13 protein-coding genes, 1 other RNA gene and 1 pseudogene are annotated in these 14,235 nt (G+C 74.4%); 8 read left to right on the top strand and 7 right to left on the bottom strand.

From position 1 onward, the window contains the following. Positions 1-942, top strand: a complete 942-nt coding sequence (locus OHA84_RS12335; RefSeq protein WP_266971730.1) for a 3-oxoacyl-ACP reductase — start codon at positions 1-3, stop codon at positions 940-942. A gap of 78 nt (positions 943-1,020) precedes the next feature. Here the strand turns inward: OHA84_RS12335 and OHA84_RS12330 are convergent, their stop codons facing one another. Next, positions 1,021-1,650 carry an HAD family phosphatase gene (locus OHA84_RS12330; protein ID WP_266971732.1) on the bottom strand — a complete coding sequence of 210 codons (630 nt, stop codon included), beginning with the start codon at positions 1,648-1,650 and terminating at the stop codon, positions 1,021-1,023. Positions 1,651-1,694: 44 nt separating this feature from the next. After that, the gene (locus OHA84_RS12325; protein ID WP_351912028.1) at positions 1,695-2,858 is read right to left on the bottom strand and encodes a hypothetical protein; all 1,164 of its coding nucleotides are present in this window, start codon (positions 2,856-2,858) and stop codon (positions 1,695-1,697) included. 277 nt (positions 2,859-3,135) lie between these two features. Between OHA84_RS12325 and OHA84_RS12320 the strand changes: the two genes are divergently transcribed. Genes OHA84_RS12320 through OHA84_RS12310 form a run of 3 tightly spaced genes read left to right on the top strand, consistent with a single transcriptional unit; the run spans position 3,136 to position 6,001 of the window. Continuing rightward, positions 3,136-3,993, top strand: a complete 858-nt coding sequence (locus OHA84_RS12320) for a Nif3-like dinuclear metal center hexameric protein (protein WP_053679100.1) — start codon at positions 3,136-3,138, stop codon at positions 3,991-3,993. Continuing rightward, the gene (locus OHA84_RS12315) at positions 3,990-4,733 is read left to right on the top strand and encodes a zinc ribbon domain-containing protein (protein ID WP_053679101.1); all 744 of its coding nucleotides are present in this window, start codon (positions 3,990-3,992) and stop codon (positions 4,731-4,733) included. The genes OHA84_RS12320 and OHA84_RS12315 overlap by 4 nt, the downstream gene beginning before the upstream one ends. Further along, positions 4,733-6,001 carry a bifunctional RNase H/acid phosphatase gene (locus OHA84_RS12310; protein WP_266947307.1) on the top strand — a complete coding sequence of 423 codons (1,269 nt, stop codon included), beginning with the start codon at positions 4,733-4,735 and terminating at the stop codon, positions 5,999-6,001. Before OHA84_RS12315 ends, OHA84_RS12310 begins: the two co-directional genes overlap by 1 nt. Positions 6,002-6,088: 87 nt before the next feature. Here OHA84_RS12310 and rnpB read toward each other — a convergent pair. Beyond that, positions 6,089-6,490: RNase P RNA component class A (gene rnpB, locus OHA84_RS12305), an RNA gene on the bottom strand. Between the two features lie 77 nt (positions 6,491-6,567). Here rnpB and OHA84_RS12300 point away from each other — a divergent pair. Together OHA84_RS12300 and OHA84_RS12295 are read left to right on the top strand one after the other, a co-directional pair. Next, positions 6,568-7,302 (top strand): MerR family transcriptional regulator, encoded by a 735-nt coding sequence (locus OHA84_RS12300; protein ID WP_266971737.1) that lies wholly within the window; start codon positions 6,568-6,570, stop codon positions 7,300-7,302. Next, positions 7,299-8,138 (top strand): hypothetical protein, encoded by an 840-nt coding sequence (locus OHA84_RS12295; RefSeq protein ID WP_266971738.1) that lies wholly within the window; start codon positions 7,299-7,301, stop codon positions 8,136-8,138. The genes OHA84_RS12300 and OHA84_RS12295 overlap by 4 nt, the downstream gene beginning before the upstream one ends. 84 nt (positions 8,139-8,222) lie before the next feature. Here the strand turns inward: OHA84_RS12295 and OHA84_RS12290 are convergent, their stop codons facing one another. Together OHA84_RS12290 and OHA84_RS12285 are read right to left on the bottom strand one after the other, a co-directional pair. Beyond that, positions 8,223-9,173 carry a helix-turn-helix domain-containing protein gene (locus OHA84_RS12290; RefSeq protein ID WP_053679109.1) on the bottom strand — a complete coding sequence of 317 codons (951 nt, stop codon included), beginning with the start codon at positions 9,171-9,173 and terminating at the stop codon, positions 8,223-8,225. A gap of 107 nt (positions 9,174-9,280) precedes the next feature. Next, complete coding sequence (locus tag OHA84_RS12285) at positions 9,281-10,723, bottom strand: RNB domain-containing ribonuclease (protein ID WP_053679111.1); 1,443 nt, start codon at positions 10,721-10,723, stop codon at positions 9,281-9,283. A gap of 102 nt (positions 10,724-10,825) precedes the next feature. Between OHA84_RS12285 and yaaA the strand changes: the two genes are divergently transcribed. Further along, on the top strand, positions 10,826-11,626 hold the full coding sequence (gene yaaA / locus OHA84_RS12280) for a peroxide stress protein YaaA (RefSeq protein ID WP_266971741.1): 801 nt from the start codon (positions 10,826-10,828) through the stop codon (positions 11,624-11,626). Positions 11,627-11,713: 87 nt separating this feature from the next. Here yaaA and OHA84_RS12275 read toward each other — a convergent pair whose 3' ends face one another. After that, positions 11,714-12,463: a bifunctional DNA primase/polymerase gene (locus OHA84_RS12275; RefSeq protein ID WP_053679115.1), complete on the bottom strand. Its 750-nt coding sequence runs from the start codon at positions 12,461-12,463 to the stop codon at positions 11,714-11,716. Positions 12,464-12,620: 157 nt separating this feature from the next. Continuing rightward, on the bottom strand, positions 12,621-13,283 hold the full coding sequence (locus tag OHA84_RS12270) for a TetR/AcrR family transcriptional regulator (protein WP_266947296.1): 663 nt from the start codon (positions 13,281-13,283) through the stop codon (positions 12,621-12,623). A 103-nt stretch (positions 13,284-13,386) separates the two neighbouring features. On the opposite strand from OHA84_RS12270, the pseudogene ddaH reads away from it, so the two are divergent. Next, positions 13,387-14,223: pseudogene (gene ddaH, locus OHA84_RS12265) on the top strand (dimethylargininase); the annotation flags it as partial. Between the last annotated feature and the right edge of the window lie 12 nt (positions 14,224-14,235).

The following is a 14,235-nucleotide window of genomic DNA, read 5'->3' as shown; positions in this document are numbered from 1 at the left end:
ATGTCACTGCCACTTGAGGGACTCTCCGCGATCGTCACGGGGGCGGGCCGGGGCCTGGGCCGGGCGGAGGCGATCGAACTTGCCCGGCTCGGCGCGAGCGTGGTCGTCAACGACTTCGGCCAACCCGGCCGCGACGGCTCGGGGGAGGCCTCCGCCGCCCCGGCGGAGGAGGTGGCCGCGGAGATCCGCGCGGCGGGCGGAGCGGCCGTCGCCCACCTCGGCGACGTCGCCGACTTCGAGCAGGCCCGGGAACTGGTCGAACTGGCCGTCGCCAGCTTCGGCAAGCTCGACGTCCTCGTCAACAACGCGGGCATCCTGCGCGACCGGATGGTCTTCTCCATGTCGGAGGCCGAATGGGACTCGGTGATCCGGGTCCACCTCAAGGGCCACTTCAACACCACGCACTTCGCCTCGGTGCACTGGCGGGAACGCTCCAAGGCGGCCGGCGGCCCGGTCTACGGCCGGATCGTCAACACCTCCTCCGAGGCCTTCCTCGGCGGCTCGGCGGGCCAGCCGAACTACGCGGCGGCCAAGGGCGGCATCGTGGGCCTCACCACCTCGACGGCCCTCGCCCTCGCCAAGTACGGGGTCACGGCCAACGCGATCTGCCCGCGCGCCCGCACCCGCATGACCGAGGACGTCTTCGCCGGCTTCCAGGTGCCGCAGGACGGCAAGCTCGACGTCCTCGCCCCCGAGCACGTCTCCCCGCTGGTCGGCTACCTGGCCTCGCCGGCCTCGGCGAAGGCCAACGGGCAACTGTTCGTGGTGCACGGCGGCATCGTCGTCGTGATGGAACGCCCCAAGCCGGCCGCGAAGTTCGACACCACCAAGGAGGCCTTCTCCTACGAGGAACTCGACGAGGTCCTCACCCCGCACTACGACGCCCGCCCCGCGAACGAGACCTTCGCGGCCACGGAGGTGCTCGGCCTCAAGCACGACTGACACGAGAGCACGACCGACACGAGAGCACGACTGGCACGAGCGGGGACCGGCGCCCCCGGGCCCCGGGCCCCGCTCGCGTCACGCCCCGGGCGCCAGGCCCAGCGCGGCGCGCAGGTCGGCGGGCTCCCGGTAGTGGACGCCCGTCATGCCGAGCGCGACGGCCGCCCGGACGTTCTCCTCGCGGTCGTCGACGAACAGGCAGCGGGCCGGATCGACGCCCGCCCGGGCGGCGGCGATCTCGTAGATCTCCCGGTCCGGCTTCGCCACGCCCACGCGGGCGCTGCTCACCACGTGGTCCGCGAGGTCGGCCAGCCCCAGGGACTCCAGGTCGTCCTCCAGGTCCAGGGTCGCGTTGGTCACCAGGACCACGGACACCCCCGCCGCGCGCACCCGGCGCAGCAGGTCCACGACCGCCGGGTCGGCGGAGAACGGCGCCCCGGTGAAGGCGTCGGCCAACGCGCGGGCCGTGTCGACCGGCAGGCCGAACGACCCGGCGAGTTCGGCCGTGACGGACTCCGCCCACTGGTCGCGGGTGAGCCGGCCCACCATCAGCGGCTCCTCCCGCTCGGGGGCGAACGCCACCTTGCCGGTCGTGCCCTCGGCCAGCCCCGCCGCCCGCTCCAGCTCCGTCACCCGGGTCGTGTCGTAGAACCGGATCACCTGGTCGACATCGCACAGCACCGCGTCGTGAGCCCCTGGGTTCGCCATCTCCCCTGTCTAGCAGAGGCCCGCCGGCGCCCGACGTACGGGCCTCAGCTCAGCGGTGCCTGTTGGAGCGGGACCGGGCGCGGCGCCGCCGGCGGGGCGGGGTCCACGTGCGCGGCGGCCACGTCCACCGGCTCCGCGTCCACCGGGGGCACCTCCACCGGGGCCACCTCCGCCGGGGCCACCCGCACCGGGGGCGGCGGGGCGATCGGCCGGCGCAGGGTGGCCACACCGCACGGGACCTCCGGCGTGGCGTACGGAAGCCGCAACCGGCCCTCCGCGTTCCACAGGCCGCCGCCGAGCCAGCCCATCGGGGCCGCCAGGCGGAAGACGTGCCGGTCGGCGGGCCGCCACAGCACGATCCCCTCGGGCACGCGCAGCGCCACCCCACAGGTCTCCGGCATCAGCGCCTGCCCCGGCTGCACCGCGAACGGCACCGCGTCCGCCGGCCGCAGGCACTCCGGGAAGCGGACCGGGCGGGAACTGCCCAGGACCCCCCAGCCGAGCCGTGGCTCGCCCGGCGCGTCCGAGCGGATCAGCAGCAGGCCGCTGTCCGGGGCCGCCGACAACAACCGGTCGTCGCTGTCCTCCGCGATCTGCAGGAGCGGGGTGACGTCCCCGCCCCGGCACAGGTCGACGGCCACGGTCTTGGTGCGGCCGTCCAGTTCACGGTCCAGCGCCAGCAGGCGGCCCGTCCGGTCCAGCCAGACGCCGCCCGAACAGCGGCCGGGCACCAGGGCCACGCGCTCCGGGCCGAACGCGCTCCCGGCCACCTGCCAGACGGTGGTCTCGTCCGCCCCCACCTCCAGGGCGAAGGCCGCACCGCCGTCCGGGCACGGCGGCAGCAGGCTCACCCGTACGTCCTCGGTCGCGGGCTGTACGGCGCCCAGCGGGCGTTCCCCGGTCCGGGGACCCCCGGCGGCGCCGCCCGCCGACCCGACGGGCCCCGTCGGGTACAGCAGCGCGAAGGCGTGTCGCTCCGCGACGCGACGGTGGATCAGCACCCGCCCGTCGGCGAGCGGCGACACCTCGGTGTCCGCCTCCTCCGGCTGCGAGAGCGGCAGCGGGACCGCGTACGGCTCCGGTCCGGAGAGGGTCCAACGCTCCGGGTAGCGGGCCTCGCCGTCCCCGGCCAGGCGGGTCGCGTACGACCCGTCCGCGGCGATCGTGAACGGGGCCGTCGTCGTCATTTCGATGGCACAGACAGTCATCCGGGCCGTCACCTCCGGTGAGGAAGCTAGTTTTCGCGCCTCACGCCGAACAACACCAGCAAGCGCGCTTCACACGTACGGGTGGCCCGATGCTCGTTCCCCCCTGGCGGAGACCGGCAGTGTGCTGTGCCATTTCGGGGGGTTTGGGGTGAGGAGGGCGGGTCCCGCGCCACCCCCCGGGAGTTCCCGAAGACGCCCCGGGACACCCGGCGACCGCCCGCGGGAACAGCCCGACGTCGAGCACGGGGCCGGTCCGGGCGGACGGTAGCCTTGGCCCGTGCCCCGTCTCTCTGAAGTCATCGCCGCGCTGGACGCTCTCTGGCCCCCCTCGCGGGCCGAGCAGTGGGACGCGGTCGGAACCGTCTGCGGCGACCCCGACGCCGAAATCTCCCGCGTCCTGTTCGCCGTCGACCCCGTCCAGGAGATCATCGACGAGGCCGTGAAACTGGGCGCCGACCTGGTCGTCACCCACCACCCCCTCTACCTGCGGGGCACCACCACCGTCGAGGCGGGCACCTTCAAGGGCCGCGTCGTGCACACGCTGATCAAGAACGACATCGCCCTGCACGTCGCGCACACCAACGCCGACACCGCCGACCCCGGCGTCTCCGACGCCCTGGCCGGCGCCCTCGACCTGCGCATCACCGGCCCCCTGGTCCCGGACCCCACCGACCCCGAGGGCCGCCGCGGCCTCGGCCGGATCTGCGAACTGGACCACCCCGAGACCCTCCGCGAGTTCGCCGCCCGCGCCGCCGCCTGGCTGCCCCAGACCGCACAGGGCATCCGCGTGGCCGGCGACCCGGACACGCCGATCCGCACCGTCGCCGTCAGCGGCGGCTCCGGCGACAGCCTCTTCGAGCAGGTCCGCGCCGCCGGCGTGGACGTCTTCCTCACCTCCGACCTGCGCCACCACCCGGTGTCCGAGGCCCGCGGGCAGAGCCCGCTCGCCCTCGTCGACGCCGCCCACTGGGCCACCGAGTGGCCCTGGTGCGAGCAGGCCGCCGCGCAGCTCGACGCGATCTCCGAGCGCCACGGCTGGGGTCTGCGGACCCACGTCTCGCGCACGGTCACCGACCCGTGGACGGCGCACGCGCCGTCCGTGACCTCCCCTTCTAACCCTGGAGCCCCCAACTGAACGCCGAGCCCGCCGACCAGATCCGACTTCTCGACGTCCAGGCCCTGGACGTCCGGCTGTCTCAGCTCGCCCACAAGCGCAAGTCGCTCCCCGAGCACGCCGAGGTCGACTCCCTGGCCAAGGACCTCACCCAGCAGCGCGACATGCTCGTCGCCGCCCAGACCCAGGCCAAGGACGCCGCCCGCGAGCAGACCAAGGCGGAGCAGGACGTCGACCAGGTCCGTCAGCGCGCGGCCCGCGACCAGCAGCGGCTCGACTCGGGCGTCGGCGTCTCGGCCCGCGACCTGGAGAACCTCCAGCGCGAGGTCGTCCTGCTCGCCAAGCGCCAGGGCGACCTGGAGGACGTGGTCCTGGAGGTCATGGAGCGTCTGGAGGGCGCGCAGGAGCGCGTCACCGAGCTGACCGAGCGGGTCGCCTCGCTGGAGGTCAAGCTCGCGGACGCCACCGCGCGCCGTGACGCCGCCACCGGCGAGATCGACGCCGAGGTCGCCGGCATCGCCAAGGACCGCGAGGTCATCGTCGGCTCCATGCCGGAAGCCCTGATGGCGCTGTACGAGAAGATCCGCGTCAAGCAGGGCGGCGTCGGCGCCGCGCGCCTCTACCAGCGCCGCTGCGAGGGCTGCCGCCTGGAGCTCGACATGGCCGAGGTCAACGAGATCAAGGCCGCGGCCCGCGACCAGGTCGTCCGCCACGACAACTGCGGCCGCATCCTCGTCCGTACGGCCGACTCGGGCATCTGATGCCGCGGTTTGTCGTGGAAGCGGACGGCGGCTCCCGGGGCAACCCGGGGCCCGCCGGCTACGGCGCGGTCGTCCTCGACCCGGCGACGGGGGAGACCCTCGCCGAGCGCGCCGAGTACATCGGCGTCGCGACGAACAACGTGGCGGAGTACAAGGGTCTGATCGCCGGGCTGCGCGCCGCGCACGAGCTGGCGCCGGACGCGGTGGTCCTCGTCCGCATGGACTCCAAGCTCGTCGTCGAGCAGATGTCGGGGCGCTGGAAGATCAAGCACCCGGACATGAAGCCGCTCGCGGCGGAGGCGGCGAAGATCCTGCCCCGCTCGCAGGTGACGTACGAGTGGATCCCGCGCGAGAAGAACAAGCACGCGGACCGGCTCGCCAACGAGGCCATGGACGCCGGCAAGCGCGGCGGGCAGTGGGAGCCGTCGGGCTCCACGGCCGTCTTCGACCGGAGCGCCGCGCGCGCCCTGGCGACCCCGCCGGCCTCCGGGCCGCCCGGGGACGCGGCGGCCGGCGCGGCCGCCGTCCGGGCGGCGCTCGCCGCCTCCGCGGCCCCGGCCGCCGACACCCTGTTCGCGGAACCCGCCGCCGAGGAGGCACCCGCCGGCGCGCCCGCCGCGGGCACCGGCTGGGGTCCCGACCTCGGCGCGCCCGCGACCCTGGTACTGCTGCGGCACGGCGAGACGGCCCTGACCCCGCAGAAGCGCTTCTCCGGCAGCGGCGGCACCGACCCCGAACTCTCCCCGGCCGGCCGTCGCCAGGCCGCCGCGGTCGCCGAGGCGCTGGCCGCGCGGGGCACCGTACAGGCCGTCGTCAGCTCCCCGCTGCGACGCTGCCGGGAGACCGCCCAGGCGGTCGCCGACCGGCTCGGCCTGCCGGTGGCGATCGAAGAGGGCCTGCGCGAGACGGACTTCGGCGCGTGGGAGGGCCTGACCTTCGCCGAGGTGCGCGCACGGTTCCCCGACGACCTCCAGGCATGGCTGGACTCCCCGAAGGCCGCCCCCACGGGCGGCGGCGAGAGCTTCGCGACCGTCACCCGCCGGGTCTCGGCCGCGCGCGACCGGCTGGTGTCCGCGCACGCGGGCCGGACGGTGCTGGTCGTCACGCACGTGACCCCGGTCAAGACGCTGGTGCGCCTCGCCCTGGGCGCCCCGCCCGAGTCCCTGTTCAAGATGGAGCTGTCCGCGGCCTCCCTCTCGGCCGTGGCCTACTACGCCGACGGCAATGCCTCGGTGCGGCTGCTGAACGACACCGGCCACCTGCGCTGACACCACCGCGCGCCCCGGAGACACGGGGCCGCCCGGACGCACGAAACCGCCCTGACCGGAGGAAACCCCTGGTCAGGGCGGTGGCGCAGAACGACACAAGCTGTACGCCGGGTTCTGTCGCCCGGTGACCTCGCGGTCGCCGGGGAGACGGCCATCCATCTAGGACCGGCGTTGCCGCCGGCCTCGTGCGGTCTACCCGCGGACTCGGGCGGGCAGCCCTCGATCGTCCGCGCAGAGCCGTCCGGAGACGACTCCTCTTGACCTTGCTCCGGGTGGGGTTTACCTAGCCGCCTGAGTCACCTCAGGCGCTGGTGGTCTCTTACACCACCGTTTCACCCTTACCGAGGACCGAGGTCCCCGGCGGTCTGTTTTCTGTGGCACTGTCCCGCGGGTCACCCCGGGTGGCCGTTAGCCACCACCCTGCCCTGTGGAGCCCGGACGTTCCTCGGCGGGATCCGAGGATCCCGACGCGGCCGCCCGCTTGTGTCGTTCTGCGTGACGACCATGCTACCGGCACCCCCGCGACCGCTTGACCTTGACGTGACGGCAGGGTTTCTACTGGCCCCATGCGGATCGGAGAGATCGCCGCGCTCGTCGGGCTCACCACCCGGGCGATCCGGCACTACCACCATGTCGGGCTGCTCCCGGAACCGGAGCGGCGCCCCAACGGATACCGGGCCTACACCGTGCGCGACGCCGTCCTGCTGGCCCGCGTACGCCGGCTCACCGAACTCGGGCTGAGCCTCGACGAGGTCCGCGACGTCCTCGCCGACGACGCGGGCCGCGAACTCGCCGAGGTGCTGGCGGAACTGGACGCCGACCTGGCCCGGCAGCAGGCCGAACTGGCCGCCCGCCGGCAGCGGCTCGCCCTGCTCCTCGCCGCCCCGCCCGGGGAGGTCGAGCCGCTGTCGCCGGCGCTCGCCGCCCTGCTCGCCAAGGCGCCGGCGACGGACTCGCCCAGCGCCGCCCTGGACCGCGAGCACCTCACGCTGCTCGACGGCACGGGCGCCATCGGCGAGGAGGTCTACGCCCTGCTCGGGACGCTGGCCGCCGACCCGGCCGTCCTCGGCCTGTACGAGCGGCTCGACGAGCTGGTCGACGCGCCCGTCGACGACCCGCGGATCGCCCCCCTCGCGCGGGCCCTGGTGGCGGCCGTGCCCGACGAGGTGTTCGCCGCGATCCCGTCGGACGGACCGGTCGCCCCCGGGTTCAAGGAGGCGCTGCTCGCCGAGTACCCGCCGGCGCAGGCGGAGGTCGTGCGCCGGGTCATGGAGGGGTTCGTGGAGAGGGGCAGGGGATGAGCGCGATCCGGGCGGCCCGGATCGCGGCGACCGCCGTCATCCCCGGGGAACTGGCGCTGGTGGTCTGTCTGGTGGCCGGGGTGCGGCTGCCCGGCTGGGTACCGGTCGTGGCCGAGGCGCTGGTGCTCGGGACGCTGCTGCTGGAGGCCCGGGTGCTGCGCGGGCTGTACGTCGAACGGCGGGCCCGGGGCGCCGCCCCCGGGGAGGCCTGGCGGGGAGCCGTGCGCGCGGTGGTCCCGGCCCCCGTCCGGCGGCTGCTGCTGCACGAACTGCGGGCCGCCGCCTCCCTCGGGCGGTGGCTCGGGCGCCGGGCGCCGCACGGGGTCGGGACGGGCGACGTGCCCGCCGGGTACACCGGCCCGCAGACGGCCATGATGTACGGCCTGCTCTTCGTGTCGCTGATCGAGACCGTCGCGCTGGCTTACCTGATCCCCTGGCCGACCGTGCACCGGGTGGTGCTCGTCCTCGACGTGTACGGGGTGGTGCTGGTCCTCGCGATGCACGCCGCCTGCGTGGTGCGACCGCACGTGGTCGGCGCCGACGGGTCCCTGCGGATCCGGTACGGGGCCCTGTTCGACCTCACCGTCCCGCCGGACGCGGTGGCCTCGGTCCGGGTGGACCGCCGCTACCCCGAAGGCCGGCTGGTCACGCTGAACGAGGAGGAGGGGCTGCTCGACCTGATCGTCGGCAGCCAGACCTCCGTGACCCTGGAGCTGAACCGTCCGCTGTCCTTCGTCCGCCCCCTCGGCGGGCCCGGGCGGGCGCGCACCATCCGCTTCCACGCCGACGACCCGCGCGCGCTGGTCACCGCACTGCGCCGGCTCACACCCCCGTGACGAGCCGACGCAGTGCGGGGTCCCCCGCCGAGCGTGGCAAACCGGAGCGGTCCTGTCTTGTCAAAAACGGCACGCACGGCCGATTCACAGCAGCACGCTCGTGATCCGGCCCGGTGTCCGGTCCAGGGCCGACCCCGGAGGCAGCCCCTCGCGCAGCAGCGCGAAACGGGACGGCGGCAGCCCGGTCATCGCCTTCACCTCGCGGCTCAAGTGGGCCTGGTCGTGGTAGCCGCAGGCCGCCGCGACCCGGGCGGGCGGCTCCCCGGCCGCGAGCCGGCGCAGCGCGTGCTGGAGGCGGAACACCCGGGCGACCGCCTTCGGCGACAGCCCGACCTGCTCACGGAACCGGGCGCGCAGCGTGCGTGCGCTCCAACCGGATCCGGCCGTCGCCCGCGCCAGGGAGGTCCCGCTGTCGGCCCACAGCCGGGCCAGCGCCCCGCGCACCTCGGGCGCGACGGCCGGCCCCCGCTCCAGACGGGCGACGAACACCGAGTCGAGCAGGTCGAACCGCTCCCGCCAGCCGCCCAACGCCGCGAGCCGGTCCGCCAGGTGCCGCCCGTCGGGGCCCAGGACCTCCGCCAGGTCCACCCGGGCCTCCTCGAAGTGCACCATGGGGATGCCGAACAGCCGGTAGGCGCCCAGCGGACTCATGTTCACCTCCAGGCCGTGGACCCGGCCCGCGTGCACCCCTATCGCCGGACCGCTGCGGGGGCCGCTGATCAGGGCGTGGGAGGCGGGCATCAGCCGGGCCGTGTCGAGCCCGACGCCCGCGAGGGCGGTGCCCGTGCCGTCGGCTCCCTCGATGTCGGCTCCCGCGCCGGTGCGGGCCACCCACAGCCCCTCGGTGAAGGTGAAGACGAGCGTGACCAGGCCGGTGGGCAGCTCCAGCCGGCGTCGGGGGACCGCGAACTCGGTACGGAAGCCGGTGTAGTTGACGATGTGGGGGCGCAGCGGGGGAGCCGGCGGGCGGGTCAGGGGCCGGGGCGGGGGAGGGCGGTGCGCCGGTGGGCGCGCGGGAAGGTCGACGGCACCCATCCGTTGTCCCTCCCCCGAGGCGTCGCACGGCCCGGTCCTGCGGCGCCGTGCGCAGATGATGACAGGAGCCGTGGCCCGTGGCCATGGCCGACGACGGGCGTACGGGATCAGGCCGGGGCGAACAGGATCCGCGCGGTGCCCAGGTCGGCCTCCGTGAGCCGGACCCGGATCCGTTCGCCGAGCGGCAACGCGTCGGCCGGGGACTCGACGCGGCCGACCACCGCCGGGTCCTCCAGGTGGACCGTTCCCACCAGCGGCTCCCGCTCCTTGACGTCGATGACCACCGCGTCGAAGGTGTCGCCGACGTGGCCCGTCAGCAGGGCGGCCTCGACCAGGTTCACGGACTCCCGTTCCACGGTGTTGGCCAGCCGGTTGCCCACCTCCATCTCCCGGGGTAGCCCGGCCAGCGCGTCGACCGCCCAGGCGGGCGGTGCGACCCCGGCCGCCGCCGCGACGCACAGTTCGCCGGTGTACCGGTCGACGAGCCGGCGCAGGGGAGCGGTGCAATGCGTGTACGGGGCGGCCACCGCCGCGTGCAGCAGCGGGTCCGGGGTCCGCCCGTCGGTGAAGACGGTGTACCCGGCGCCGCGGAGCAGGGTCGTGCACTCCTGGAGGAACGCCGCGTGGTTCGGCAGCCGCGGATCGAGGGAGCGCACGAGTTCGGCGTACGGGACGTGGTGGGGCCACTCGATCCGCAGGGCCTTCGCCACCCGGTGCAGCCGGCCGACCGCGCCGTCGGGGGCGTTCGGGAGGGTGCGCAGGATGCCGGCGCCGGCGGTGAGCATCAGTTCGGCCGCCGCCATGCCGGTCATCAGCGACATCTGGGCGTTCCAGCCGTCCGCCGGCAGCGGGATGCGGTAGGCCGGGGTGTACGCGCCGTGGTGTTCGACGATCTCCTGGTCGGGCACGGCGAGGGAGATTCCGCCGCGTTCGGTCTCCAGGGCCTCGCGGCGCACGCCGACGTCCTTGAGCAGGGCCACGGTCTCCTCGGCCGTACCGGAGTCGATCGCCCGCTGTACGCCGGCGTAGTCGAGCTTGGCGCGGCTGCGCACCAGGGCGCGGCGCACCTCGGTGGTCTCGACGCGGCCGTCGGCGTCCAGGTCGAACCGCCACAGCAGCGCGGGGGCGTCCTGGTCGGGCAGCAGGCTCGCCGCGCCGTCCGAGAGCACCGCCGGGTGCAGGGGGACCTTCCCGTCGGGGAAGTACAGGGTGGTGATCCGGCGGTGGGCCTCGGTGTCGAGGGCGCCGCCGGGCGTGACGAACGCGGCGACGTCCGCGATGGCGTAGTGCACGCGGTAGCCGCCGGCGGGCCGCCTCGCCAGGTGCATGGCCTGGTCGAGGTCGAGGGAGGTCGGCGGGTCGAGGGTGAAGAGGGGGAGGTCGGTGGCGTCGTACGCCGGCAGGCGCGGGTCCCGCGCGACCCGCTCCGCCTCGGCGAGCACCTCGGCGGGGAACTCGCGCGGCACGTCGAGCTTCGTCCGCAGGTCACGCAGTGCGGCCCGCAGGGCAGCCCCGTCTGCGCCGGTCATGTGCAGGTGACGGCGTGGCATGGACCGAGCCTATGGCCGGGCGGCCTCGCCGTCGCGTCGAGCCGTCTACCCTGGCTCGGGGGCCGCACCCCCTGCGCCGTGTCGTACCGAAGGAGAACCACCGTGCTCGTGCTGCTGCCGCCCTCCGAGGGAAAGGCCGCCGGCGGCTCCGGCGCACCGCTGAAGCCGGAGACGCTGTCGCTGCCGGGGCTGGCCGGGGCGCGGGCGGCGGTCCTGGAGGAACTGGTCGAGCTGTGCGTCGGCGACGAGTTCAAGGCGCGCGAGGTCCTGGGCCTCAGCGAGGGGCTGCGGGGCGAGGTCGCGAAGAACGCCGAGCTGCGGACGGCCGTCGCGCGACCGGCCGGCGAGATCTACACCGGGGTCCTGTACGACGCGCTCGGCCTGGCCGACCTGCCCGAGCCGGCCGCCCTGGCCGCCGAGCGGTCGCTGCTGGTCTTCTCCGGGCTGTGGGGCGCGGTACGGGTCACCGACCGCATCCCCTCGTACCGGTGCTCCATGGGCGTCAAGCTGCCGGGGCTGGGGGCGCTGGGCGCGCACTGGCGGGAGCCGATGGCGTCGGTGCTGCCGGAGGCCGCCGGGGACGGGCTGGTGCTGGACCTGCGGTCCTCCGCCTACGCCTCCGCGTGGAAGCCCAAGGGCGAGGTCGCGGGCCGCACCGCCACCGTGCGGGTGCTGCACTCGCAGATGGTGGACGGCGTGGAGAAGCGGTCGGTGGTGAGCCACTTCAACAAGGCCACGAAGGGGCGCCTGGTCCGGGACCTGCTGCTCGCCGGGGCGGCCCCCGGATCGCCGGCGGAGCTGGTGACGGCCCTGCGGGACCTCGGCTACGCGGTGGAGGCCGACGTTCCCGCGAAGCCGGCGAAGGCGTGGTCCCTCGACGTGGTCGTGACGCGGATCCACTGAGGGACCGGCGTCGTCGAGGGCTCCGGGGCCGGGGCCCGGGCCGGGGCTCCGGGGCGGCCGGGGCCGAGGGGCTCAGAGCCCAGGGGGTCAGCGGCCCAGGGGCCAGGCCACGGCCTCCGGGGTCCGGGCGGAGGAGCCCGCGTAGAGGGCGCAGGCGTCCGTGAGGGTCTCCAGCAGCGTCAGCGGGTCCGGGAGCGGGTGCTCCATGCCGCGCAGCCAGCCGACCGAGAGGTCACCGGGGAGGGCGGCCGGCGGGACCAGGACATAGCTGCCCCGACAGTGCCAGCGCAGGCCCGGATGCTCGTCCATCGTCTCGGGGTGGCAGTCCAGCTCGCACGGCCACCACTCGTCCTCGTCCTCCGGGGTGCCCCGGGTGGCGGTGAAGAACAGCATCCGTGCCTGTTCGCCCGTACCGCCGGACTCGGCGACCGGGCCCACTTCGACGCCGGCGGCCAGCAGACGGGTCAGTGCGTCGCGGCCGGCCTCCAGCGGTACGTCCAGGACGTCGTGGACCATGCCGGTCGCGGTGATGAAGTTGGCCTGGGGCTGGTTGCGCGCCCACCGCTCGATCTGCGCGCGGTCGGTGGTCGACTGGGTCTGCCAGGCGAAGGAGACGGGGTGCCGCGCGGGCGTGGGACAGCCGATCCGGTCGCACGAACACCGGTAGCCGGCGGGATGGGCGGCCGGGGCGATCGGGAGGCCCGCGGCGGCGACGGCCAACAGCAGGGCTTCGCGTTCCTCGCCGGGGTCCTCCGGAGTGGGCTTCGGCCGGCGGCGCAGCCACTGGGAAATCCTGCTCTGCTCGCCGCGTTGGACGCGGCCGGACTCAGACCCCATCAATCCCCTCACCTCACCGTTGCCCCCGGCGGACCCTCACATGGTCCCACCATCCCGGGCCGAGAGTGACCGCACCCCCCGAACTCGGGTGGCCCACATAACCACAGGAACCGGCCATATGTTCTCGGCCCCCGGTACGGCCCCGGTCGGCCGAGTGTCAGGCGGTGACTTTTCCCACCCCGCCGACGCCGCGCAGCACCGCGTCCACGAGGGCGTCCGCGTAGGCGTGCGTGAGCGGCGCCGTCCGCATCAGCCAGCGGTGCGTCAGCGGCCCCACCAGCAGTTCCACGGTCAGCCGCAGATCGGCTTCCGGCGCCAGTTGGCCCGCCGCCCGCGCCGTGCGCAACCGCGCCTCGTACAGGGCGAGCTGGGGCTCCAGCAGTTGCTCGGTCATACGTGCGCCCAGCTCCGCGTCGGTGGCGCCGGCGGCGGTCAGGGCGCGGGCGGCGGCCTCGTACTTCTCGTCGTTGAACTGGTCCACCGTCGCCCGCAGGACGTACTTCAGGTCGGCGGCCAGGTCCCCGGTGTCCGGGAAGCCGGTCCACTCGACGTCCTCCTCCGCCTCGCCGGCCAGCGCGAGCGAGGCTTCCAGCAGGACCGCCGCCTTGGAGGGCCACCAGCGGTAGATGGTCTGCTTGCCGACTTTCGCGCGGGCCGCGATGGCCTCGATGGTGAGCCGGTTGTAGCCGACCTCCCCGACCAGGTCCAGGGCGGCGTCCAGGATGGCCCGCCGGGACCGGTCGCTGCGGCGAGCGGCGTCCGGGGCCTTGGGGGTGCGGGCCTTGGCGTCTCGCGGATCCGCGGCAGGGGTCTCGTTCATCCGGCCAACGTACCAATGCGAGACGTTTCGTCTTGTGTTTCGGTCATTGAGCTGAACCACCCGGTCAGTTCACTGCGCGGTCGCCCCGGAGGAGAGACGATTCACTCCTCATCACCGTGAGGAGCCCTCATTGCGCAGAGACGCCACACCCCGGCGATACCTGATGTGCCCGCCCGCGCACTTCAAGGTCACGTACTCCATCAACCCGTGGATGGACCCCACGAAACCGGTGGACCTGCCCCTCGCACTGGCCCAGTGGGAGGACCTGAGGGACCGCTACCGCGCCCTCGGCCACACCGTCGAGACCCTCGTGCCCGACCCCGACCTGCCCGACATGGTGTTCGCCGCGAACGGCGCCCTGGTCGTCGACGGCCGGGTCCTCGGAGCCCGGTTCGCCTACCCGGAACGCACCGCCGAGGCGGAACTCCACCTCGACTGGTTCCGCACCCACGGCTTCACGGACATCCGCGAGCCGTCCCACGTCAACGAGGGCGAGGGCGACTTCGCCGTCACCGCCACCTACATCCTCGCCGGCCGGGGCTTCCGCTCCAGCCCCCTGTCCCACGACGAGGCCCAGGAGTTCTTCGGCCGCCCGGTCATCGGCCTCGACCTGGTGGACCCCCGCTACTACCACCTCGACACGGCCCTGTCCGTCCTCGACGGGGACGAGGTCATGTACTACCCGCAGGCCTTCTCGCCGGGCAGCCGGGCCGTGCTCCGGCGCCTCTTCCCGGACGCCCTCCTCGTGGAGGACCGGGACGCGGCGGCCTTCGGGCTGAACTCCGTCTCCGACGGGCTGCACGTGCTGCTCCCGCAGGCCGCCACGGGCCTGCTGGCACCCCTGCGGGACCGGGGCTTCGAGCCGGTCCCGATGGACCTGGGCGAACTGCTCAAGGGTGGCGGCAGCGTGAAGTGCTGCACCCAGGAGCTGCGGATGTAGCCGGGGCGGATG

This window comes from Streptomyces sp. NBC_00513 (assembly GCF_041431415.1).
Classification (GTDB): domain Bacteria; phylum Actinomycetota; class Actinomycetes; order Streptomycetales; family Streptomycetaceae; genus Streptomyces.
This window is presented reverse-complemented; position numbering and strand designations above follow the sequence as displayed.